The sequence below is a fragment of the Veillonella sp. 6_1_27 genome (genome assembly GCF_000163735.1).
Taxonomy (GTDB): Bacteria; Bacillota; Negativicutes; order Veillonellales; family Veillonellaceae; genus Veillonella; species Veillonella parvula_A.
In genome coordinates this window covers 285277-310486 of sequence record NZ_GG770215.1, presented here as the reverse complement: position 1 = coordinate 310486, position 25210 = coordinate 285277, and the positions used below count along the sequence as shown (strand labels likewise).

The window sequence follows — 25210 nt, the reverse complement described above, 5'->3', positions numbered from 1 at the left end:
GTTATCTTCCTTTTCATGAAAAAAAGGGAGAACTTTGTTCTCCCACAAAGGATATATGTTATTGTACCAAATACACAACTAAAAAATCAATACAAAAGCCCTCTACTTGTATACTAGTAGAGGACTTTTTATAAGGTCATAAATTTTTATCATATATACTAAGGCATCAATTGTTCTTGTACTTTATACATACATAATGCAGCAGCTACGCTTACATTTAAGGATTCCATATCACCATACATAGGAATCATAATACGATTTGTACATAGATTCATAACCTCTGGTGTTACGCCATTCCCTTCGTTTCCTAATACTAGCATAGTTCGCTTAGCATAACGTACAGTATGATAAGGATTGGAATGTTCTAAAGCAGTTACATAGGTAGTCATATTAGACTCAGTTACCATATCATGTAACAGAGATAAGGTAATATCCTCATATAAAGGTATTTTATGTAAGGCGCTCATAGTACTGCGCACTGTCTTGTCATTAAAAGGGTCCACAGTTCCTTTCATCAAAAATATACCTTTTACACCTGCTGCAACTGCTGTACGAATTATGGTACCTAGATTGCCAGGATCTTGAACTCCATCTAATGTAATATATAAGCCATCATCAATGTGAATGCTTTCCATATCGTATTTTGGTTTTGATACAATAGCAACTACACCTTGTCCATTTACGGTATTATCCACCTTATCAAATATTGGATCTTGTGCAATAAATTTAGGTACAAATTGAACAGTATCTAAGTCTAATAAATCTAATACATGTTTATCTTGCGCTTTAGATTCACGTATAACAATTGTTTTTACTGCCCCCATAGCTGCAATATCTCGAATAGATCGAATACCTTCAACAATGTACTCTCCATATTTTTGGCGATTTTTACGCTGCCCTAATGAGATAATTCGCTTAATGGTCTTATTATCTTTAGATTGGATACATTCCATACTAACTCCCACTGTGTTGATTATTCCAGAGATTATAAAAGGTCCCTTTTAAGTTGATAAGTTCATCAAAAGATCCTATTTCTATTATTTTACCATATTCCATATACACTATTTTATTGGCATCTTTTACTGTTGAAAGGCGATGAGCAATACTTACAATTGTTTTACTACCTCGAATATTTTCAATACTTGCTTGAATTTGCTTCTCCGTATGACTATCAATGTTAGCCGTTGCTTCATCTAACAATAGAATAGGTGTTTTTTTAATCAAGGTACGGCCAAAAGCCAACAATTGCTTTTGCCCATCAGATAGTAAGGAGCCTAAATAACCAACCGGTGTGTCATACCCTTCCGGAAGGTGTTCAATCATAGAATGCAAGTTAACTTGTTTTGCTGCATTGACCATATCCTCATTAGAAATTGATGTATCAAAAAGTGTTAAATTATCTCTAATGGAACCCTTAAATAGATAAGCTTGCTGAAAAACATATCCCATTAAATGACGAAGTACAGAACTATCATATTGGGCAATATTTATACCGTTAATATAGATAGCCCCTCTTGTTGGTTTGTAGATTCCCATCAACAATGACAAAAGTGTTGATTTACCACTACCAGAAGGCCCTACAATACCTATGAATTCTCCAGCTTTAATAGTGAATGTAAAGTCCTCTAGCGCATAAACGTCGTTATTTTCATAGGAAAACCATACATGCTCGAATTCAATCGTCTCTATATATTTAAATTCATCAGGAACTTCATTAGCCATCTGACGCTCTTCTTCCTCTAATAAGGGAACTAATCTTTCAGCACCAGCTAATGCGCTTTGTAGAGAGTTATATTTATCTGCAATTTCCTTTAATGGTTGGAAGAATCGGTCCATATATTGTATAAAGGCAAATACTGTACCAGCATCAGCTACGGAGTCTATTAAATTCGTAGTTGTAAAAATAACAATTAACGCAACAAAGAATAGACCATCTACGAGCGGTCTAAAAATAGAAAATGTGGTAACCTCAAAAAGACCTGCTTCTAAGAAACCTTTATTAACAGTATTATAACGTTCCTCAATTGCTCTTTCGCCACCATAGGATTTTACGATTACAATATAATTTAACAGTTCCTTGATGCTTGCATTAGAAGCAGCTACAGAACGTCTTACCTGACGGAATGCTTTGCGAGAAAACTTTTGAAACACCCAAATAATTCCACCCATTATAGGTAGTAAAATTGTCATGATTATTGCTAAAGGTACATTAATGGCATACATAAATCCTAATATACCAATAATCATTAAACCGCTACTTGCCAAATTCAGAATTACATCTGTATATAATGTACGTAATGACTCTACATCATTAGTAATGCGAGTTACCCAATTCCCAATTGGCAACTTATAGAACTCATCATGTGGTTTATTAAGAATCTTTTGGAATATAATACTACGAATATTATAGATAATTTTTTGACCAAAACTTTTTAAAAAGTAATTCTCTACAAAGATAAACAATACACTACCAATTATAGTAAAGCCATACATTAAAGCATAGTATTCAATAACAGCGATATCATTAGTGGCAAATCCAAGATCGATAACTTGCTTAGTTAAATATGGGCGTAAAAGTAATAGTACTAAATTTCCTGCGAGCGCAACCGTTGCTAAAAATAGAATACCTAAATAAGGCTTAATGTAGCCAGTTATATAGGAGAATAGAGCCCAGTCATTTCTTAGATCACGCTTCTTCATGATGGCCCCCTCCATTCTGCGCTTCATATAAGGTACGGTATAAACCATTGTTACCTAATAATTCTTCATGAGTACCTTCTTCTACGATACGCCCCTCATCAAATACTAGTATTTTATCTGCTTTCTCTACAACCTCTAATCGTTGTGAAATACATAGAATCGTCTGATCTTTTACATTATGTAATGAATTTAATATGGTTGTAACTGTTACTGCATCTAAAGCGGAAAAACAATCATCTAGTAATACATATGGCGCATTTTTATAAAAGCCGCGAGCCATATTGATTCGCTGCTTCTGTCCACCTGATAAATCATGACCTTCTTCAGCAAGCTCATGTAAATCATCGTTTAACAAATCGCCTAAATCTCTATATAAGTCTGCCTTTTGTGCTGCCAACTCTACAGTTTCATGCATGGATAAATCTTTACCAAATTTAATATTATCAGCAATGGTCATACTTAATAGGTAAGATTGTGTCGGCACATAAGCAATTGAGTTTCTAAGCTTTGATAAAGAAACAGTAGCTAAATCTTGACTGCCAAAATAAATAGATTTTTCCGGACACTCTTGTAATCCAATAAGCAATTTAAACAATGTACTTTTGCCAGAACCGGGTTTACCAACTAAACCAATAAAAGAACCTTTTGGTATTGTCGTTGTCAACTGAGATAATGCATGCCCTTTAGAGTTTTCATAAGTAAAATCTAAGTATCGAATATGAATATCCTCAAGCGGCAGTACTTCATCGGTATCATCTATTGTTTCTGTAGGCAAATGTAAGAAATCCATAATACGATCTAAAGAAGCAAGACCTTTTTGTACAATAGAAATAAGGCCACCAAAGCCTATTAAAGGCCCTACAATTAACATTATAAACGAATTGATGGTAACAAATTCGCCTATAGTCATTTTACCTTCTACAGCTAAATGTCCACAAATAAAAATACTAATACTGATACAGATAAAGGGTGCAATTCTTGTTAACGGTGTTAATATTGCATCTAGTAGTGCAACATCCATATTCTTCTTATAATTAAGTTTATTTATTTTTTCAAAAGAATTAGATATAATGCTTTCACGATTAAATGCTCGAATAACATCCATTCCTTGAAATAACTCTTGTCCAAACTCTGTTAAATCGCTATAAGTAGCTTGTGCACTACGTTGTTTAGTACGTAGCTTTCTGCCTAATACAAATATAGTCACAATAATTAAGAATACAGGTGTCATAATTTTAAAAGCTAATACAGTATTAATCTTTTGAATTAATATTATGGAGCCCACAACGGAATAGAAAATAATATCCACTACAATCATTACACCTAGACCAAGGGCAACACGTAACGATGTTACATCGTTAGTCATGAGCGCCATAACCTTACCAGGTCCATTAGCCTCATAGTACGTTGTTTTTACTTGTAATGCTTTACGACACAAAATCTCACGAAAAAGATACTCCATGCGACGAATAGATCCTAATAGGGTTCTACGTGAAATAACTTTCAAAATAGTGATAATAATAAATAATAAAATAAAATAATAAATATAAGTAACTAAACCTTCCTTATTATTGCTCAATGTATCTATAGCATTGCCAATGAATTGAGGAACAAATAAAAAAGCCACATCAATTGCCATCAACATAGTTAAGCCAATGGCATAGATCCAGCCTTCACGCCGGAAAAACTGCATAAATAAATCTATTGGTTTCATAGGTCCTCTCTAATATATTTTATTAAGTCTAATTAAAATCATTACCTATATAATCATTAGTATTATTATATTGTAATTGAATTTGAATCAATACTGTAAAAGCTAAATCAACAAACTTTATTATGTTAACTTTACTCTTTATAGTATACACATTTTTTATAATACATTAATACACCTATATGTATAATAGTTAGATTAAATATTTTTATCACAGCAGCAGTTGTATTTCAACAATATAAGTTAAATGACCTCTTTAAATTTTAATGGTAATCAATCTTAAAGTTTTTTCTAAATTAATACTATATCGAATTTTTTAGTTTACTTATAGTAATGTAAATGTTATACTATGCATATAAAGAAATTTTATCTTACATAATTAGAATTAAAACTCTTAGGAGGAATAAAACATGGAAAAACGTACTGGCGTAGTAACATTTGCAGGTGGCCCTATCACATTAGTTGGCCCAGAAATTAAAGTAGGTCAACAAGCTCCAGACTTCACTGTATTGAGTAATGACTTGCAAGCTAAAACTTTAAAAGACTTCGAAGGTAAAGTAAAAGTTATCTCCGTTGTTCCTTCCCTTGATACAGGTGTTTGTGATGCTCAAACTCGTTGGTTCAACCAAGATGCAACAGCTCTTTCCGAAGATGTAGTCGTATTGACAATTTCTATGGACTTACCATTCGCTCAAAAACGTTGGTGTGGTGCTGCGGGCGTAGATAAAGTTATTACTTTGTCTGACCACAAAGATGCTTCCTTCGGTGAAAACTACGGTTTCTTGATTGAAGAGCTTCGTCTTTTAACTCGTGGCGTTGTAGTAATCAACAAAGATAACAAAGTAACTTATGTTGAATATGTACCAGAAGTAACTCAAGCAGTTAACTTCGATGCTGCATTAGAAGCTATTAAGGCCGATATCTAATTTTAAGATTTTGCTAATAGCTTAATATAGAGGCAAAAAGACCGTACGTTGTACGGTCTTTTTATATGTCCTATTGTAAATTATTATTTTATTTGGAGTATGTATGTGGATTCGTATTTCTCAGCTTATATTAACCATTAAAAATATTGCACTTATTGGTGTAGGCATTGGTTTATGCATTGCTTTAATCAATAGTTTAGTAAACTTTGGTTTTATTGCATGGGCCAATATTCAAGGCTATAGTACTTATTCATTATTGATTGAAGAGATAATTACCTTCTTTCTCTACTTTGAATTTATTGCACTCATAATTAAGTACTTTAAGAATAACTTCCATTTTCCTCTCGATTTCTTCTTATATATTGGCATTACCGCCATTGTTCGTTTACTAATTATCGATCATGAATCAGCTTTGGACATGTTATTATGGTCTATTTCTATTCTAGTCCTAGTTTGTTGCCTAGTACTAGTAGAAAAATTTCTTAATAACAAATCGTAATAGCATAAAAGAGACTCTACACATCAGTAGAGTCTCTTTTATTTTAACACTTTTACGTTTTAACACTATCGACTAGCATCTTAGAAAATATTTTTAGCGTAATTAGCGTACTTAGTTTCTAATTCTTCCATTTTATCATTCATTTCGATTTGTAATTGGGATGCTAAATCATATTCACCATCATTAAGTGCATCGATTAAACGAGTGAATAAGGATTTACGATCGTCACTATCTTTAGCAAGGTAGAAACGTAAGTCATTAACTTCTGCAAAGCGTTTATCATCTACACTATTTCGGCTATCAGTATGAATTGCAACCATGCTACGAACTGTATCCAAATTATTTGGAATTAAGCGATTAGCCAATACTAGTTTCCAACGTTTAAGAATGGAGGCAATAAAGGAGTCCATTAAATCTTTAGCAAATGCATTGCCTTGAGCCAATGTTTCTACTAATTCAGGATTATTTTGATAACCCTTTATATTTTCCCATACAGTAGCTGGAGCAACACCAAACATTTGATTACGTTCTTCTTGTGTAAAATCATCAAATACATCTTTTTCAGTACGGTATGCACGATTTGTAGCAAGATAATCAGATGTTTCACCTACTTCTTTGGAAAGCTCTGCTTCCAATTGAGCTTGTGTTTTACCAGATGTAATAGCATATTTCATACCATCAAATGCAGAAATAAAGATTAATGCTAAAGCAGTATATGTATTAGTGTAAGGATTTGGAGAACGCAATTCATAACGTGTCGCCATAGGATTATCGATATCTCGAATTAAACCGCAAAGGATTGTACGGTTACGGCTAGGTTCAGATGGATCAGTACCTAAAGATGTAACAATACATACTGGCGCTTCAAACCCAGGTTTTAAACGGTTTAAAGAATCTGTTGTAGAGCTGATGAATGGATTAATAGCTTCATAGTGTTTTAAAAGTCCCATAATTGCACCAATGCCTAAAGAGCTAGCAGATTCTTTACGCATATCTTCTGGGCTAAATAAGTTAACAACTTTACCAGATTTTAATTTAGCCATAACACCAAAATGAGTATGTTCACCAGAACCAGCTACACCAATTATTGGTTTTGCATTAAATGTTACATCAAGACCATTTTCACGGAATACTTCACGAACAATGATACGAGCTTGTAATTCATTATCTGCTGTTTGTAATGGATTATTTGAGAATTTCCAGTCGATTTCTAATTGTTCTAATACAACTGCTTCATGACCATCTTCATCAAGTTTAGCTTTAACGCCACCTACTTCTTTATGACCCATTTCAGCAACCATACCATATCTATCAAGACGTTCAACAGCTTGTTCTAATGCAGTGCGAACTGTACCATGAGTACGTTGCCAGTATTGTTCTTGTAATTTTTGGGATACGGATAATTCTTTTTTTGTAACTGTTCTAGATGGAGTTTTTACCCAGAATTCTAGTTCTGTTGCAGATGTGAAAATGATATCTACAACTTCATCAGCTTTCACATGCGGCATACCAGGTAAGCCATGTTCTTTAATCAAAGCCAATAATTCAACACGAACATAGTCGCAGCTGCGTTTTAAAATAGAACGAGAATCTACATAGCGATAGTTATGCATCAAGAATGCAGGAATACGAAGTGTACCAGTTGGTAAGCCTGTAACAGGATCAATATTTTCGTAGTTGTAATCAACAAACCAGTTTACACTTGGATCGCCCCACATATCTACACGAGCATTATTTAATGTAGCAATATTTGTAAGTACTACAGAGGAACCATCTGTTTGAACAGCACGACCTTCAAAGAAAGATTCGTAGTCATCGAAGAATGCTGACATAGGAATCTTTTCATCAGTATCATTACCTGCTAAGTCAATACCTACAAGAGATACGAACTTGATTTCAGGATGTTGTTCTAATAATGCAAGAACGCCTTCTTTCCCATATTGACCCGCTGGAATGTAATATAATAATTCGTTAGTTGTCGACATATTTGTTCCTCCTAAAAGAAAAAGACTCCAACAAATAAATATATAAATCTATATATCTAAAGTGGAGTCTTCGTTGACCAATTATTTTATTGAGTTCATATTATCATATGTTGAAAATATATGTCAATAACTTTCTATAGAATTTCATTATTCTCTTAAAGTTACATCTAACACACCCAATACTATCAACTCTAATCAATAACTGTATATAGAATGGTCGTTGATATCACTATATATTATCCAAGTAATTCTTTAACAATATTATTGACAACCTTACCATCTGCACGCCCTTTTGTTTTTGGCATTACATGTTTCATAACATTGCCCATATTTACGTTATCACCACATGCAGCAATGGCTTCTTGTACAATTGTACGAATTTCATCTTCTTTCAATTGCTCTGGTAAGTATTTTTGCAATACAGCCATTTCTTCTTTTACATGACTAATTAAGTCCTCACGTCCCGCTTTTTCAAATTCTGTTAAGGAATCTTGACGAGTTTTCATTTCTTTAGCTAAAATGCCAAGAATGCCAGCATCATCTAGCTCAATTTTGTCATTGATTTCTGTATTTTTTATGGCACTATTGACCATACGAATTACAGATAACGCTGTTTTACCTTCTTCACGAGCTTTCATAGCTGCTTTCATATCTTCCTTTAATTGATCTTTTAAACTCATATTTCCTCCTTATGTATATAATAAAGAAACCCTAATTCTGGATTTCATAAAGCCATGAAAAGGCAGAATTAGGGTAATCATCTTATGCTCTGAATTTGCGTTTTCTTGCTGCTTCAGATTTTTTCTTTCTTTTTACGCTTGGTTTTTCATAGTGTTCGCGTTTTCTTACTTCAGACAAAACACCCGCTTTTTGGCAGGAGCGTTTGAATCGACGAAGAGCACTTTCAAGCGTTTCGTTTTTACCGACTTTGATTTCAGACATCTATATCCCTCCCTCCAAAAATAATCTCGGGAAGTGCTGATAATTTACATACGCACATATAATATTATATGTATAGGTATAGATGTTGTCAATATTTTCAAGTATATTTTATAGGTTTTTTAATGAGTATTATAAAAAGAATGCATAATACTCAAAATTAGGCTTCTGGCCAGCCCATCTCTTCTCCACCTAAAAGGTGTGCATGCATATGGAATACAGTTTGGCCTGCTTTTTCACCAGTATTAAAAATTAAACGATATCCATCTTTAGAGATACCAAGCTCTTTTGCTACATCACGAACAAATGGCAGTAACCCTTCAACATAATCTGCATTCTTTTCATTAAGATGTGCAATATTAGACACGTGATTTTTAGGTACGATTAATACATGAACTTTTTTTACAGGTTGAATATCATAAAAAGCATAGAATTTATCATTTTCTAACACTTTTTTAGACGGAATTTCACCATTGATAATTTTGCAAAAAATGCAGTCACTCATAATCTAACTCCTTACTCAATAATTAAATAATTATCTTCTAAACCTACAACAGTTCCACCAACGAGATCACCAATTTTACGTGTCCCATCAGACTTAACTTTACCATTTATATATTCATTTGTTAAGCCCATATAGTATCCATTCTCTTCCTTTTCGATGAGAATCTCACCAGGCTTACCAATGCGAGATTTTGCGTATCGTTCATAACCAGATTGGCTAAGGCCATTTAAAAGTGCTACACGAGTCTTCTTAACAGCTTCTGGTACTTGATCCGCCATGGTGGCTGCAGGTGTACCCTCACGAATGGAGTATGGGAAGGCATGAATGTGCGTAAATCCAATTTCACGTACTGTATTCAATGTTTCTTCGAAGTCTTCATCAGTTTCTTGAGGGAAACCAGCAATAATATCAGTTGTAATTGATAAATCTTTAATACGAGAACGTAAACTTGTAATTAAATCTTTATATTCTTGTAATGTATAATGGCGTTTCATCAACTTTAATACATGATCAGAACCAGCTTGTAATGGTAAATGTAAATGAGGACAAACACGTTTATTGGTAGCCATTAATTCTACTAACTCATCAGAAACCTCTACGGATTCAATGGACCCGAAACGAATGCGGTATAAATTAGGAATCTCTAATAAAGCTTTTACCACATCAGCTAATGTTGGACGACCTGGTAATTCGACACCGTAATTACCCAAATGTATACCAGTTAATACGATTTCATGGAATCCATGATCTACTAAACGTTTTGCCTCTTGTACAATATCATCAACTTTACGAGATTTTAATTTTCCTCGAGTATAAGGAATGATACAAAAGGCGCAATAGTTATTACAACCTTCCTGAATTTTCATGAACGCACGAGCTTTGTCAGATTCATTACCATATAACGGCATTTCCTCGAAGTTAGATTCCTTCATGATATCCCGAACAGCATTAATTTGTCGTTCTGTAGATTCTAATTGCTCTACTAATTCAACAATTTTAGAGCGATTATTTGTACCAATAACGAGATTAACACCATCTATAGCGGCAATCGCATCTGGATCAAGCTGAGCATAACAACCAGTTACAATAACATAGGCATCTTCATTTTGACGCTTTGCCTTGCGGATTAATTGACGGGATTTCTTTTCCCCCATATTCGTTACAGAACAGGTATTAATTACATATATATCAGCTTTTTCATCGAAGTCTACCGCTTCGTAATTATTTTGTAAAAATAAACCTTTCATGGCATCTGTATCATATTGGTTTACGCGACACCCTAAGGTTGTAAAAGCAACGGTTTTCATTGCACCTCTCTATTCTTATTTAATTTATAATTCTAATTCATATCGAATCATCGCTAACGATCCAATAGCAGCAGTTTCAGCCCGTAAAATTGTATTTCCCAGCGATACTGATTTTCCACCATATTTTATAATAGCATTGATTTCCTTCTCTTGATAGCCCCCTTCAGGACCTATACAAATTAAAACATCAGTTACAGACTTATCGGAATGTAAAGTTTTAAGTACATCTTTGATAGTCTGACCTGCTTCATTTTCATAGGCTACCAATTTCAACGCCTCAGATTCAATGTCTAATGCTTGTAAAAGCGTCTCTCCTACTACTAGTGTAGGCAAGTGATTTCGTCCACATTGTTGAGCTGCTTCTAGCATTATTTTTTCCCAACGATTTACTTTTGATTGAAGCTTTTTTTCATCATATTTAGCTACGCAGTTAGCTGTGGGCACAAGATAAATTGTATCCACATTTAACTCCGTCGCCTTTTGTAACACCCATTCTAGCTTTTCACCTTTTAATAATGATTGAACTAGAATAGTACGATACGATGCTAGATTTCCTTCTACATATTCAATCAGTTTTGCTTGAGCTTTACCATCTACTTCTGCTGTAATTTGATATGTACCACAACGATTGTCGCTGCCGGTTACAGTTATAGACTTCTCCATATTATGGCGAAATACATGTAGTACATGATGGGTTACATCTTTTGGTAATTCTATTATTTCATCTAATGGTGTAGGAATAAAAATCTTTTTCATCGTTTTTCTAGCGCAAACGTATGCCAAGGCCCTGCAACGCGCTCCTCAATAATATGCCAATGAGCCTCAATATATGGCATGATTTCATCATAACGATCATCAATAATGCCACTAATAATCAAAATGCCCCTATCATCCAGTTTCTTACCAATTTGAGGTAATAGTATTTTAAGGGGATCCACTGTTAGATTAGCTAAAATTAATTGGGCAGTACCATTGAAATCACTATCCAAATTACCACAAATGATTTCAGCAGATACATGATTATTCTCACAGTTAATTCTAGCTTGATTTGCAGCATACTCTTCTATATCTATACCAACTAAATTTTTAATACCTAAATGGGCTGCTACTAATAAAAGAATACCTGTGCCAGTACCAATATCCAAACAAGTAACTGTATCAAGATCCATAGATTTACTATAGGATTTTAATAACTCTGCACAAGTCCGTGTTGTCTCATGAGACCCGGTACCAAAGGAAATATCTGAATCGATTTCAATAATAATTTTATTATCTACATTATTGTATTCCTGCCATGCTGGTTTAATGACTAAGTTAGGTAAAATTTCTGTAGGTTCAATATACTGTTGCCAAGAGTTTAACCAAGTTGACTCATCAATAATATGTGTATCTATCGATATAATTCCTATATTTGCTTCTGTAAGACGTTTTTTCAAATCAGACTTAATCATATCGGCATCTAGTGATGGATCACTGTACATAGTCAATTTTATTAAATTAGGCTGATCTTCAACATCTTCTTCTATAATTCCATTGTCTGCATAATCGTCAAAAAGAGTAGTCACCTCATCGGTGGCTACTCTTTCACAGACAATGGATATTTCTATCCATTGCATATATGCTCCTTTATAGGGAATGTGATGGAACAAACCATTCCTTCACATGAGCTGTTCATTTAGTCAAACAGTCCTTAATTTTTTCAAAGAGACTTTTGCTCACTTGTAAGTTATTTACATCTTCGTTACTTTCGTTTGCAAAGCGTAATAACAACTCACGTTGAGTATCTGTCAATTTCTTAGGCGTTTGGACGGTTACCACAATGTGTTGGTCACCCCTTTGATTAGGGTTACGCAAATATGGAATACCTTTGCCCTTTACGCGGAATGCTGTTCCTGTTTGAGTACCTTCCGGAATCTTTAACTCTACTTTACCATCTAAGGTGTTAACTTGTATAGTCGCACCAAGAGCAGCTTGAGCAAAGCTAATATTTACACGGCTAATAACGTCATTACCATTTCGTTCAAATTCCTTATGCGGACGAACAAAGATATATACATAAAGGTCCCCTTTAGGGCCGCCTAAAATACCAGGTTCCCCTTCATTAGCTACACGTAAGCGAGATCCGCTATCTACACCAGCTGGAATCTTAATGGAAATCTTCCGTTTTGCCAACATTTCGCCAGTACCACGACACTTTGAGCAAGGTTTTTCAATGCTTTTACCCGTACCATGACAGCGAGAACAAGTGCGAACGGACTGCATACGTCCAAATGGAGTATTTTGAATAACCGCTTCTTGACCAGAACCATGACAGTTTGGACAAGTATCGACACGAGAGCCTGGTTCACCACCAGTACCATGACAGTGATCACATTCTTCATGACGATGCACTTCAATTTCCATAGATTTACCAAAGGCTGCATCTTCAAAGGAAATATCGATATCTTCACGCAAGTCATTGCCTTTTTGAGGGCCTTGTTGGCGTCCACCACCAAACATGCCACCAAAAATGTCGCCAAAGATATCACTAAAGCCTCCAGTTTGACCACCGAAACCGCCGAAGCCACCTTGGAAACCACCGGCACCAGCGCCGCCGCCTTGTTTGAAGGCGTCATGGCCGAATTGGTCATATTGAGCTTTTTTAGTTTCATCAGACAAGACTTCGTAAGCTTCGTTAGCTTCTTTAAACTTTGCTTCCGCTTCCTTTGGATTGTCTTTATTTACATCTGGGTGGTATTGGCGGGCCTTTTTACGGAAGGCTTTTTTGATTTCATCTTGAGAGGCATTTTTACTAACCCCTAGGATGTCATAATAATCACGTGCCATTCGTTACCAACCCTTCTTATTTCTTGTCGTCATCCACTACTGTGTAATCAGCATCAACTACATTGTCATCAGATTTAGTTTGTTGTTGACCTTGATCTGTAGCACCAGCTGCTTGTTGAGCTTGTTGAGCTGCTGCATACATTTGTTCTGCTAATTTATGTAATGGTTGTTCCAAAGCTTCACTATCTTTTTTGATGTCTTCGATATTGCTAGCTTCGATAGATTTTTTCAATTTATCTTTCGCTTCTTCTACTTCTTTCATCAAAGCAGCATCGCCTTTACCTTCAAGGTCTTTCAATGCTTTCTCAGCTTGATATACTAAGGAGTCCGCATTATTTTTAATGTCTAATTCTTCTTTTCTAGCTTTATCTTCCGCTGCATGAGCTTCAGCTTCTTTAACCATGCGATCGATTTCTTCTTCTTTCAAGCCGCTAGAAGAAGTAATGGTAATTTTTTGTTCTTTTTGAGTCCCCAAATCTTTAGCTTTTACATGTACGATACCATTAGCATCGATGTCGAATGTTACTTCGATTTGAGGAACCCCACGAGGAGCAGCTGGGATACCATCCAAGTTGAAACGACCCAATGTTTTATTATCTGCTGCGAATTCACGTTCACCTTGTAATACATGGATATCTACAGATGGTTGGTTATCTGCGGCAGTAGAGAATACTTGAGATTTAGATGTAGGGATTGTAGTGTTACGATCGATAATACGTGTGAATACGCCACCCATTGTTTCGATACCAAGGGACAATGGCGTTACGTCAAGTAACAATACGTCTTTAACTTCACCTACTAATACGCCACCTTGAATAGCAGCACCAATAGCTACACATTCATCAGGGTTAACATTTTTAGTTGGTTCTTTACCCAATACTTTTTTGATTGCTTCTTGTACAGCTGGAATACGGCTAGAACCACCAACTAACAATACTTTATCGATATCGGATGCAGATAAACCAGCATCGCTCATAGCCTTACGAGTAGGTTCAATAGTTGCTTGTACTAAGTCAGCAGTTAATTCTTCAAATTTAGCACGAGTTAATGTTACATCCAAGTGTTTAGGGCCTGTAGCATCAGCTGTAATAAATGGTAAGTTGATATTTGTGCTAGCTACACCAGACAACTCAATTTTTGCTTTTTCAGCAGCTTCTTTTAAACGTTGATCAGCTAATTTATCATTGGACAAATCGATACCAGTTTCTTTTTTGAATTCTTCGATAAGGTAGTTCATAATACGTTGGTCGAAGTCATCCCCACCAAGGTGGTTATTACCAGATGTTGCTAATACTTCAAATACGCCATCGCCAAGTTCAAGGATAGATACGTCGAATGTACCACCACCAAGGTCAAATACAAGAACTTTACCGTCTTCATCTTTATCTACACCATATGCAAGAGCAGCTGCTGTAGGTTCGTTGATGATACGAAGTACTTCAAGACCTGCAATAGCGCCAGCGTCTTTTGTAGCTTGACGTTGAGCATCTGTAAAGTATGCAGGAACTGTAATAACAGCTTGTTTTACAGGTTCGCCCAAGTAAGCTTCTGCGTCAGCTTTGATTTTTTGAAGAATCATTGCAGAAATTTCTTGAGGAGTATAAGATTTACCTTCTACAGTTACTTTGTAGTCTGTACCCATGTGACGTTTAATAGAAATGATTGTATTTTCTGGGTTGGATACAGCTTGACGTTTAGCCAATTGACCAACTAAACGTTCTCCATTTTTTGCGAATCCAACAACGGAAGGAGTTGTACGTGCACCTTCTTGATTTGTAATAACCGTAGGTTCGCCGCCTTCCATAACAGCAACACAAGAGTTTGTTGTCCCTAAATCAATACCAATTACCTTTGCCATAATATATACCTCCTAAAACTTTATAATCTATTCAACAACTTTTACCATTGCTGGACGTATACAACGACCATCAACAGTATAGCCAGTTTGCAATACTTCACACACCGTATCGGATTCATATTCATCTGACGGTACACGCATAATCGCTTGATGGAAATTTGGATCAAATGGTTGCCCCACAGCCTCAATAACCGCTAAACCATGTTTAGATAACATAGCCATCAAATTTTGATGAATCATAATGAATCCATCGAGGAATACTTTTGCTTCCCCCTCTGCAGGACTTTGAACAGCCCGTTCAAAGTTATCCAAGACAGGAAGAAGGTCTGTTAATACATCCCCTTTTACATATCCTGCAAGTTGCTCTTTTTCCTGATTAGTACGTCGTTTGAAGTTTTCAAAGTCCGCTTGTAACCGTTTATAGCGATTATCAAAGTCGGCTTTAAGTTCTTCTAACACTTGAGCAGCATCAGCCACAGCTTCTTCAGTTTTTTCAACAGTTGGTTCCTCTACATTCGTAGTATCCTCTGTTTCCTCCACTGTTTCTTGTTTAATGTCTTGTTCTTCAGCCATTATATGCCCTTTCTGTTTTGTTCTTTTACCATAGTTTCCATTATATGTTTCATATGGGACAACATGCCAATGATACGTCCGTATTCCATCCGCGTTGGACCAAGAATAGCAAGAGTTCCAATAGGCTGATCTTGATTCGTAAAATCAGCTTGTACCACACTCACTGAATGTAGCGCTTCAGTTTCATTCTCAATACCAATCTTGACCTTAACAGGTGTTGGAGAATCATCTTTTAATAGCTGTCCTAATTGATTTTGTTCTTCCACTAAGGAAAGCAAGGGTTGTACCTTCTCAACAGACTTAAACTCTGGTTGATTTAACAACTCTGTGGTACCTACCGAATAGAACAACTTACGTTTATTAATAGCTCGTAATAATGTCTCCGAAAGGATTAATAAAATTCCCTGTGGTCCTTCCATATGGACCAATATAGATCCTAAAGCCTCAGCCGTTACATGACCAATACTTACATTCTGTAGTGCATTGCTAAATTGTATGGCTAAACTCTGTAAAAGCTCTGGTGAAACGCTTTCACCAAAGTACATCAATTCATTATCGAGTGCTCCTGTTTCAGTAATAACTACCATAATGGCTTGATGACTATCTAGCGGTAATACATGAATGTATTTGATTAATGCTCTATCATGGGCTGGTGCTAAGAATAAACTCATGCTATGACTTACCTGTGAAAGTAGTTTAGCCATATTGAGAAAGAGTTCACTCGTTGATCCATTGGAACGTTTCCATAACATTTCAATTTTTTCAGCATCCTGTAATGGAACAGGTTGTCGACTCAGCATAGAATCAACATATAAGCGATAGCCCTTAGCTGAAGGAATACGTCCAGCCGATGTATGAGGTTGCTCTAAATAGCCTAATTCCTCTAAATCGGACATTTCGTTCCGCACCGTAGCAGGACTGATGCCAAGATCATAATTTTTAGCAATCGTTCGAGATCCTACAGGTTCTGCGGACTTAACATAGTCTTCAATTATGGCTCGCAAGATGCGCTGTTTTCTTTCATCCATAATGACACCTCTTGTTAGCACTCATAAACTTTGAGTGCTAATCGCATGTATAATATTATCATATTCAAAAAAAATGTCAAGCAGAAAAATCCTTAAAAAGTCAAATAATATCTATTTAGTCAAAAAGACAATTCAATATTTTTAATTAATTGGTCAAAAAATCAAAGTACAAAAATAAGAAAACACTTATACTATCTACATTTATGACATATCCCAAAATTTAAAGATTAGAATATGTTGGTCTAATAAAATTTCTATTATTAAAACCTGAAATAGTATAAGTGTTTATATTTGTAATAATTTTATTATAATTCTATTGTTAATGGACTCTTAGTTAGAATACTTTTTGGGCCCTGACTATTTACAGACTAAAACCATAAATCAATAAGTACTAGAAATATAATAATTTATAGTTCTACACCTTCTAATGGATTACCAAGTCGTTCTAACAATTGTCCCATACGTTCACGAGGTTCCCCATGTTCCGCATACCAATCAATCAAAATGTCTACAGCTTTTTTAGATTGCTCAATAGTTAGTTTTCTTGCTAAAATTTTTCCTGCTTCTGGTCTCATGCCTGTATTACCGCCAACAGCCAACATAAAACCTTGAGATGTACCAATAAAAGCAATATCTTTCACCATCGCATCAGGGCAGTTACGTCCACATCCACTGATGCCAATCTTGCACTTATGAGATGTTTTTCGGCCGTAGTGTTTTCTCTCTACATAATCAGCCAATTCTTTAGTTTCCATTTGTCCATTTTTACAATGGCCTTTACCTACACAGGCAATTAAGGAATTAACACCTCTATGAATAACAGTTGTCACGCCATCAGGCAATTCAGAAATTAGCTGTTCCTTATCATCTTTTTCAATACCTGTAATTTGTATACCTGTTACAACATGGCGAAAGGATCCGCCATATTTTTCAGCAAGTTCTATGCATGCTTTCATTTGATCTAAAGTAAATTCATTATGTAAACCGTGTAATATTACAGATGTCTTCATCGTTCCTCCTCAAATCTAGCATGCTTATTCATCATCATCCTATTTATACTAACATATTAGATTTTGAGAAACTGTGAGAAATTACTCACGAATAAATTGACTAAATACATAGTTTCCATGCTTGGCACCTTCAGCGGTTAAATGATAACTTCCACTTTGATATTCTAATAGATCTTTACTAACTAAATCCTCTAAAGTAGTACCAAATAAATTATGGACAGATACGCCAAATTTATCTTCAAATTTTCGCTCATCAAGGCCCCATTTAGTGCGAAGAGCTAAAAAGCAAAAATCCTCTTGAGCTCGCTCTAAAGTAATCGTCTCCGTATCAATAGTAGGCATAATATATCTGTCAACGGATTGTATATAGGGCATTACATTACGATTATTACTACGGCGTACTCCGTCATAGAAGGAATGAGCACCAGCACCAAAGCCTAAATAATCTACATAGTGCCAATATTTTAAATTATGACGGCTATAGGAATTAGTCTTGGCGAAATTTGAAATCTCATATCGTTCAAAGCCTAAAGCTTTTAATCCGTCCATCATCATGTCATACATGGATTCATCAATGGTTTCACTAGGAATAGAAATAAGGTTCTTTTGTACTAAATGATATAGATACGTTCCTACCTCAACTTGAAGTCCATACGTTGAAATATGATTAATCGGTAAGTCTTTTACAATATCTAAATTATATTGAATATCCTCTAATGTTTGTCGTGGCAAACCATAAATCAAATCAATATTGATATCAGTAAAGCCCGCCTCTTTAGCATCATAAACGGCTTGTTTTGCCTGTTCTCCGTTGTGACTACGATGAAGCATGGTAAGCAACTTATCGTCAAATGTTTGAACACCAAAGCTAATACGATTAAAACCAAGTTTAACTAATTTCGTTAAGTAATGTAAATTTACTTCCCCAGGATTCGATTCAATAGTCATATGACAATCGTCAGTAATTGTAAAAGTATTTTTAATTTTATCAAGAATCATCTGTAGTTGTTGAATCGATAATTCTGTAGGCGTACCTCCACCAAAATAAATTGTATCAATAGCTTTAGATGTAGACTCTGGATGTTCAGAGACCCATAAATCGATTTCTTGAACTAAAGCATATACATAGGTTTCGTAATAATCTTGTAAATTTTGATAAGCAGGAAAATCACAATACATACATTTCTGTTTACAAAAAGGGATATGGACATACAACCCCATATCCCTCAGTGTAGACAGATTCAGAATATCAGAATCTGTTTTCATTTTATTAGTCCTCAACCTTGAGAATCGCCATGAATGCTTCTTGCGGGATCTCTACGGAACCGACGGACTTCATGCGTTTCTTACCGGCTTTTTGTTTTTCAAGTAATTTACGCTTACGAGAAATATCACCACCGTAACATTTTGCCAAAACGTCCTTACGCCAAGCTTTTACAGTTTCACGAGCCACAATTTTTGTACCTACCGCCGCTTGAATTGGAATTTCAAACATTTGACGAGGAATCAATTCTTTCAATTTCTCAGCTAATGCACGTCCACGTGTAGCTGCACGGTCCTTGTGTACAATAATGGACAATGCATCTACAGGATCACCATTTAAGAGAATATCCATCTTAACCATTGGAGATTGTTTATATCCAATCAATTCGTAGTCAAGAGATGCATACCCCTTTGTAGCAGATTTTAATTTATCAAAGTAATCATAAATGATTTCACTCAATGGCAAGTGATAAACGACAGATACGCGTGTTTCATCCAAATATTCCATAGATTGATATTCACCGCGTTTATCTTGAGATAATTCCATGATAGTACCAACAAAATCTTTAGGTACAATTGTAGTCGCCTTTACATAAGGCTCTTCAATGTAATCAATTTCTGTTGGAGGTGGTAATTTAGCTGGATTATCGACTTCGAGCATTTCCCCATTTGTTTTGTACACTTTGTAATTTACCGATGGAGCCGTCGTAATAAGCGTCAAGTTATATTCACGTTCTAAACGTTCTTGAATTACGTCCATATGCAAAAGACCGAGAAACCCACAACGGAAACCAAAGCCCAATGCCAATGATGTTTCTGCTTCATATTCTAAGGCAGCATCATTAAGCTGTAACTTTTCTAATGCATCCCGAAGGTTTTCATAATCTTTAGACTCTGTTGGGTAAAGGCCACAGTACACCATAGATACAGCCTTACGATAACCAGGCAATGGTTCTGATGCAGGATTATTAGCTAATGTTACAGTATCGCCTACATGGCAATCTTTTACATTTTTGATGCTAGCTGCAATACAACCTACTGAGCCACATGGTAATTCTTGCACAGGTACAAGATTTGGAGTAAAAATACCGAGTTCTGTAACATCAAAGTCCTTTTTATCATGCATCATGCGAATTATATCTTTTGCTTTTATGGACCCTTCTTTTACACGGACATAGGCAATAGCACCTTTATACGCATCAAAACGGCTATCAAAAATCAAGGCTCTTGTTGGCTCATCAGATTTATCTGGTGGTGCAGGAACTTTATTTACAATAGCTTCTAAAATATCAGGAATACCGATACCTGATTTGGCAGAGCATAATACAGCATCAGATGCGTCTAAACCAATAATATCTTCAATTTCTTGTTTAACACGATCAGGATCTGCTGACGGCAAATCAATCTTGTTAATAACAGGAATGATTTCAAGATCATGTTCTAAAGCGAGATATACATTTGCCAACGTTTGTGCTTCTACACCTTGAGCAGCATCAACAACAAGTAATGCCCCTTCACAAGCGGCAAGAGAACGAGATACTTCATAGCTGAAATCGACGTGGCCCGGAGTATCGATGAGATTCAAAATATATTCTTCACCATCTTGAGCTTTATACAAAATACGAACAGATTGCGCTTTAATAGTAATGCCGCGTTCACGTTCAAGGTCCATGGAGTCCAAAACTTGAGCCTCCATTTCACGTTTTTGTAATGTACCAGTATATTCAATTAATCTATCAGCAATGGTTGATTTACCATGGTCGATATGAGCTATAATACAGAAGTTTCGAATCTTTTTCGTTGACATACCATGTAAACAAGTTCAAAGAACTTGCATTCTCCTTTCTAACATACGTGATCGATAACAGCACCTCCCAATAATTGAGTGCCATTATAAAAGGCTACAGACTGACCTGGGGTAATAGCCCGTTGTGGTTCTTCAAAAATAACCTCCATTGTATCGTCATCGAGGATACGTGCTGTGCAAGGAGAAGGATTAGCTGCATAGCGAATTTTTCCTTCTGCCTTCAATTCCTTATGAATTGTATCATCTAAGAAGTTATAGAACTTACAAATCATGCGATTTGTAAAGAGATGTTCGTTAGGACCCACGATGACCTCATTACGATCCCCATTAAATCCAATAACATATAAAGGGTGTTTATAAGCAATACCAAGGCCTTTACGTTGACCAATCGTATAATTAAATAAGCCGTTGTGCTTACCTAATACCTCACCATCTTCGGTAACGATATTACCAGACTCTGGCTTACCCTTCATTTCTTCTACCACAAGCTTTTGATAATTCCCATGAGGCAAGAAACAAATATCTACACTATCTGGTTTTTTAGCGACTGGCAAATCATATTCAGCAGCTAATTTACGTGTTTCAGTCTTACATTGACCACCTAATGGGAACATAAGATGACTCAAAATACGTTGGTTCATATTGTACATAACATAACTTTGGTCTTTTGTAGGATCAACACCTTTATGTAACTCATATAGACCTGTTTTTTCATTATAATTTACTTGTGCATAATGACCAGTTACCATATGTGTGGCACCTAATTCAAGAGCACGATTGAGCATCAAGTCAAACTTGATGTTCTTGTTACAAAATACACAAGGATTTGGCGTACGACCATAGGCATATTCTTTTACAAAGTAATCTACTACGTTTTCGTAGAATACATCACGAGCATCGATAACATGATGCTCGATACCAAGAAAATCACACATCTTCTTAGCATCAGTTACGGCAAGAGGCACCTCATCATAGGGCGTACCACTCACCCATAACCATAGGGTAATACCAAATACTTTATAGCCTTGTTTTAATAGCATTGCAGCAGTTAAAGAACTGTCTACGCCGCCACTCATAGCTACAGCGATAACTTTTTCCATACTTTCTCCTTTTAATGATCTCTTGATCATAAAACTAATCAGGGTGAAAGCCTGACGTGTAAAACACTAGTTCGGTGTAAAAGTCCGAGTAGTATTGCTATAAAATTATAGCAACTTATATTATAGCCTAGAAATAGGTATATTGAAAAGATTTGAAATAAAAAGAATCCCTTTCACAAAAGAAAGAGATTCTAAACATTATCTATGTTTTAATAGTTCTTCAGCAGCTCCTAAAATACCAAGCATGGAATGTTCAAATACTAGGCCACCCTGCATGAAAATTGTATATGGTGGACGTATAGGACCATCGGCACTGAGTTCAATAGAGGAACCTTGTACAAAGGTACCACCAGCCATGATGATTTTATCTTCGTACCCAGGCATATCCCCAGGAATAGGATGTACGTGAGCATCTACAGGAGAATAGGCTTGCATACCTACACAGAAATGCTCCATTTCTTCCCCATTTTTCAGATTAATGGCTTGAATCAAGTCATAGCGATCAGCATTTACCTTAGGGAATACATCATAGCCTAGTAACTCACCTACAGCAGCCGTATATACAGCACCTTTAAGAGCTTGTAATACTACGTGAGGTGCCATAAATAAACCTTGGAAGAACAAGCGATAACCAGGAGCATATGAACCCATATGATCACCAAGTCCAGGAGCTGTCAATTGATATGCTGCATCCTCTACAAGGTTTTCTCTACCAACAATGTAACCACCAGTTGGTGCTAAACCGCCACCTGCATTTTTAATGAGAGAGCCAGCCATAATATCAGCACCAGCTTCTAATGGTTCTTGCAGCTCTGTAAATTCACCGTAACAATTATCTACGAAACAAATCGTTTTAGAATTTTTAGTTTTTACAGCATCTACAATAACCTTAATATCTGCAATAGATAAAGGTTCACGTGTGCTATAGCCTCGAGACCGTTGAATCACTACTACCCGCGTATTATCGTTAACAGCGTTAGCAATAGCTTCAACATCATAAGTATTATCTTTCAATGGTACCTCAGTATAGGTAAAACCTTTTTCTACTAAAGAACCACGTACTTCACGAGCGGCACCGATAACGGATTGCATCGTATCATAAGGAGCCCCTACGGCATAGATAAACTCTGTCCCTTTAGAGCCATTTCCCATCAAAGAAATTAATGTAGTAGCTAACGCATGTGTACCAGAAACAAAATGAGGACGAACGATAGCCTTTTCACCTTTAAATACATAGGCAAATACTTCATCTAATTTTTCACGCCCTACGTCGTTATATCCATAACCAGTAGTACCAGTGAAATGATAATCAGATACTTGGCATTCCTTAAAGGCTTCTAATACTTTTTTTGTATTGGCCAATGCAATAGGTTCAAATTTCTTAAATTCTGGTTCAGCCATTTCTAGGGCTTTACTGCGTATTTCTTCTAATGTCATGCTAATCCTTCTCTACGGATTAAATCCATAGCTTTATTAAATATAAAATCTTTAGATGTATTGCTATCAATATGTATCCATTCTATATATGGCATACGTTTATACCATGTAATTTGGCGCTTAGCAAAGTGACGTGTATTCTTCTTAATTAAGTCACGACACTCATCTAATGTTATATTGTCATTTATATAGTCTACAACCTCTTTATAGCCAATACCTTTAAAAGCTTGGCAATCTGGATTCACTCCAGATTTTATGAGTTGTTCCACCTCTTCAATCAAACCTGCATCAAACATCATATCAACGCGTAAATTGATGCGTTCATATAATTTATCACGATCTCTCATGAGACCGATAACAGGACCTTTATAGGATACACCATCTTTTGTCTGATTTCGCAACGAATCTACATCACCATGATGCAATATCTCAATAGCTCGATACAAACGATGTTTGTCGCTATATTGTATCTCTATATTATGCTCTTTACCTAATGTGAAAGCATATTCTCGTAAGCCTTCAATACCTTTTGTACTATAGAGCTCATCGAGTTCTGCTCGCAAATATTCGTCAGGTTTAACATCATTAAAGTTGTAGTTTTCCAATAATGATTGGACATACAGTCCTGTACCACCAGACAGAATAGGAGGGATATTTCTATCTTTTAATCTTGCAATTATTTCTTTAGCTTGATCTTGAAAAATAGATACCGAATATGAATCATTTGGTTCCAGTATATCGATGAGATGATGTTTCACCCGATTAAGTTCATCCACCGATGGTTTAGCGGTACCAATATTAAGTTGTTTATAAACCTGGTAAGCATCACCAGAAATAACCTCAGCATGTAGCTGTTCTGCTAAGTCCAAGGTAAGATCTGTTTTGCCTACCGCAGTAGGTCCAACGATGGTAATTAAGGGATTCACAATAGCTCCTTCATATATACACCATAGCCTATGCGGCTATATTTTCCTCCTACCCATTGGTGAGGTGGATATTTCTGAAAGACAGAACTAAATGGTCGTTCTTTAATGATAACACCATAAGAGGCAACACGCATAGCTTCCTCCATAATTTTATCATCAATATGACTTTCCACAGTATGTCCACGAAGTGGTTTAAATTGAGGACTATCCTCTACAGGGACCTCAAACATGGGATCAAAATAAATAATATCTATACTTTCATCTGGTAGATTAGGTACATAGTTTTCAAAGATATCATAACTTACCTCAATACGACGTAATGCGTCCGTCACACTTTTCACATTATGCGAATAATGAGCTAAACCATAAGATGTGGCAAGCCATATAGGTAAAGAACCTTCTAGACCTTTTATTTTAGCCTGAGGAAAAGCATAGCTCACAACGATACTGTCACTACCAAGACCAATTGTACAATCAAGAAACGAAAATTCTTCTTTATCAGTTATTTTATTAGTATTTAGTATTGTCTGAACAGCATTAATTAAATGATCTCCTTCTCCACGTTGCAAACGTAGTATACGTAATTGAGCCATGGATAAATGAAAGCTATGTTGCTGATTATCAGGAAAATGAATAGTTAAGCCATTACCAGAAAGAACAACAATAAAATCACATGGATAAGCATTAAATAATGCTGGTATAGATAATTTTCCTCTTTTTATATAGGCCATATGCATAGAGGAAGCCAAAGCTTTGGCTTCCTCTTGAATGGCCTCATTAGATTTTTGAGCTGTAGTTAATATATTCATA

General features: G+C 35.8%; 23 protein-coding genes. 2 read left to right on the top strand and 21 right to left on the bottom strand.

All coding sequences use genetic code 11. From position 1 onward, the window contains the following. Nucleotides 1-158 precede the first annotated feature (158 nt). From HMPREF0874_RS01450 to HMPREF0874_RS01440, 3 genes are read right to left on the bottom strand one after another with little or no spacing between them, the layout of a single operon-like run. Entirely contained in the window at nucleotides 159-953 is a 795-nt protein-coding gene (locus HMPREF0874_RS01450) for an RNA methyltransferase (RefSeq protein ID WP_004695763.1), read from the bottom strand. 1 nt (nucleotide 954) lies between these two features. Beyond that, complete coding sequence (locus tag HMPREF0874_RS01445) at nucleotides 955-2700, bottom strand: ABC transporter ATP-binding protein (protein ID WP_004695761.1); 1746 nt, start codon at nucleotides 2698-2700, stop codon at nucleotides 955-957. Further along, nucleotides 2687-4414 (bottom strand): ABC transporter ATP-binding protein, encoded by a 1728-nt coding sequence (locus HMPREF0874_RS01440; RefSeq protein ID WP_008600895.1) that lies wholly within the window; start codon nucleotides 4412-4414, stop codon nucleotides 2687-2689. The genes HMPREF0874_RS01445 and HMPREF0874_RS01440 overlap by 14 nt, the downstream gene beginning before the upstream one ends. Before the next feature lie 407 nt (nucleotides 4415-4821). Between HMPREF0874_RS01440 and tpx the strand changes: the two genes are divergently transcribed. Then, nucleotides 4822-5337, top strand: a complete 516-nt coding sequence (gene tpx, locus HMPREF0874_RS01435) for a thiol peroxidase (protein ID WP_008600893.1) — start codon at nucleotides 4822-4824, stop codon at nucleotides 5335-5337. Between the two features lie 103 nt (nucleotides 5338-5440). Continuing rightward, entirely contained in the window at nucleotides 5441-5836 is a 396-nt protein-coding gene (locus HMPREF0874_RS01430) for a phosphate-starvation-inducible protein PsiE (protein ID WP_008600892.1), read from the top strand. Between the two features lie 80 nt (nucleotides 5837-5916). Here HMPREF0874_RS01430 and HMPREF0874_RS01425 read toward each other — a convergent pair whose 3' ends face one another. The 18 genes from HMPREF0874_RS01425 to HMPREF0874_RS01340 all read right to left on the bottom strand — a co-directional run bounded on the left by HMPREF0874_RS01425 (nucleotide 5917) and on the right by HMPREF0874_RS01340 (nucleotide 25209). Continuing rightward, nucleotides 5917-7821: a glutamine synthetase gene (locus HMPREF0874_RS01425; RefSeq protein ID WP_008600890.1), complete on the bottom strand. Its 1905-nt coding sequence runs from the start codon at nucleotides 7819-7821 to the stop codon at nucleotides 5917-5919. Nucleotides 7822-8057: 236 nt separating this feature from the next. After that, complete coding sequence (locus tag HMPREF0874_RS01420; protein ID WP_004695753.1) at nucleotides 8058-8501, bottom strand: GatB/YqeY domain-containing protein; 444 nt, start codon at nucleotides 8499-8501, stop codon at nucleotides 8058-8060. 82 nt (nucleotides 8502-8583) lie between these two features. Next, a complete protein-coding gene (gene rpsU / locus HMPREF0874_RS01415) occupies nucleotides 8584-8763 on the bottom strand; it encodes a 30S ribosomal protein S21 (protein ID WP_004695751.1) in 180 nt (59 codons plus the stop codon). Nucleotides 8764-8920: 157 nt separating this feature from the next. Beyond that, nucleotides 8921-9265: a histidine triad nucleotide-binding protein gene (locus tag HMPREF0874_RS01410; RefSeq protein WP_004695748.1), complete on the bottom strand. Its 345-nt coding sequence runs from the start codon at nucleotides 9263-9265 to the stop codon at nucleotides 8921-8923. Nucleotides 9266-9276: 11 nt separating this feature from the next. Further along, a complete protein-coding gene (gene mtaB / locus HMPREF0874_RS01405; RefSeq protein ID WP_004695745.1) occupies nucleotides 9277-10572 on the bottom strand; it encodes a tRNA (N(6)-L-threonylcarbamoyladenosine(37)-C(2))-methylthiotransferase MtaB in 1296 nt (431 codons plus the stop codon). Nucleotides 10573-10596: 24 nt separating this feature from the next. Continuing rightward, a complete protein-coding gene (locus HMPREF0874_RS01400; RefSeq protein WP_039964944.1) occupies nucleotides 10597-11328 on the bottom strand; it encodes a 16S rRNA (uracil(1498)-N(3))-methyltransferase in 732 nt (243 codons plus the stop codon). Next, a complete protein-coding gene (locus tag HMPREF0874_RS01395; RefSeq protein ID WP_008600879.1) occupies nucleotides 11325-12188 on the bottom strand; it encodes a 50S ribosomal protein L11 methyltransferase in 864 nt (287 codons plus the stop codon). Before HMPREF0874_RS01395 ends, HMPREF0874_RS01400 begins: the two co-directional genes overlap by 4 nt. A 55-nt stretch (nucleotides 12189-12243) precedes the next feature. Then, a complete protein-coding gene (gene dnaJ / locus HMPREF0874_RS01390) occupies nucleotides 12244-13398 on the bottom strand; it encodes a molecular chaperone DnaJ (protein ID WP_008600877.1) in 1155 nt (384 codons plus the stop codon). Nucleotides 13399-13414: 16 nt separating this feature from the next. Beyond that, entirely contained in the window at nucleotides 13415-15256 is a 1842-nt protein-coding gene (dnaK, locus tag HMPREF0874_RS01385) for a molecular chaperone DnaK (RefSeq protein WP_008600875.1), read from the bottom strand. 27 nt (nucleotides 15257-15283) lie between these two features. Beyond that, nucleotides 15284-15829, bottom strand: coding sequence for a nucleotide exchange factor GrpE (gene grpE / locus HMPREF0874_RS01380; protein WP_004696996.1), 546 nt, complete (start codon nucleotides 15827-15829; stop codon nucleotides 15284-15286). Further along, nucleotides 15829-16857 carry a heat-inducible transcriptional repressor HrcA gene (hrcA, locus tag HMPREF0874_RS01375; RefSeq protein WP_004697456.1) on the bottom strand — a complete coding sequence of 343 codons (1029 nt, stop codon included), beginning with the start codon at nucleotides 16855-16857 and terminating at the stop codon, nucleotides 15829-15831. Before hrcA ends, grpE begins: the two co-directional genes overlap by 1 nt. Nucleotides 16858-17264: 407 nt before the next feature. After that, entirely contained in the window at nucleotides 17265-17867 is a 603-nt protein-coding gene (locus HMPREF0874_RS01370; RefSeq protein ID WP_004697060.1) for a nitrite and sulphite reductase 4Fe-4S domain protein, read from the bottom strand. Nucleotides 17868-17948: 81 nt separating this feature from the next. After that, on the bottom strand, nucleotides 17949-19133 hold the full coding sequence (gene hemW / locus HMPREF0874_RS01365; RefSeq protein WP_008600870.1) for a radical SAM family heme chaperone HemW: 1185 nt from the start codon (nucleotides 19131-19133) through the stop codon (nucleotides 17949-17951). A 4-nt stretch (nucleotides 19134-19137) separates the two neighbouring features. After that, nucleotides 19138-20937 carry a translation elongation factor 4 gene (gene lepA / locus HMPREF0874_RS01360; protein ID WP_008600869.1) on the bottom strand — a complete coding sequence of 600 codons (1800 nt, stop codon included), beginning with the start codon at nucleotides 20935-20937 and terminating at the stop codon, nucleotides 19138-19140. A gap of 38 nt (nucleotides 20938-20975) precedes the next feature. Next, nucleotides 20976-22037 carry a tRNA 2-thiouridine(34) synthase MnmA gene (mnmA, locus tag HMPREF0874_RS01355; protein ID WP_039964943.1) on the bottom strand — a complete coding sequence of 354 codons (1062 nt, stop codon included), beginning with the start codon at nucleotides 22035-22037 and terminating at the stop codon, nucleotides 20976-20978. A gap of 198 nt (nucleotides 22038-22235) precedes the next feature. After that, nucleotides 22236-23474, bottom strand: a complete 1239-nt coding sequence (locus HMPREF0874_RS01350) for a methionine gamma-lyase family protein (RefSeq protein ID WP_004695726.1) — start codon at nucleotides 23472-23474, stop codon at nucleotides 22236-22238. After that, nucleotides 23471-24400 (bottom strand): tRNA (adenosine(37)-N6)-dimethylallyltransferase MiaA, encoded by a 930-nt coding sequence (gene miaA, locus HMPREF0874_RS01345; protein ID WP_004697251.1) that lies wholly within the window; start codon nucleotides 24398-24400, stop codon nucleotides 23471-23473. Before miaA ends, HMPREF0874_RS01350 begins: the two co-directional genes overlap by 4 nt. After that, complete coding sequence (locus HMPREF0874_RS01340) at nucleotides 24397-25209, bottom strand: class I SAM-dependent methyltransferase (RefSeq protein ID WP_008600865.1); 813 nt, start codon at nucleotides 25207-25209, stop codon at nucleotides 24397-24399. Before HMPREF0874_RS01340 ends, miaA begins: the two co-directional genes overlap by 4 nt. Between the last annotated feature and the right edge of the window lies 1 nt (nucleotide 25210).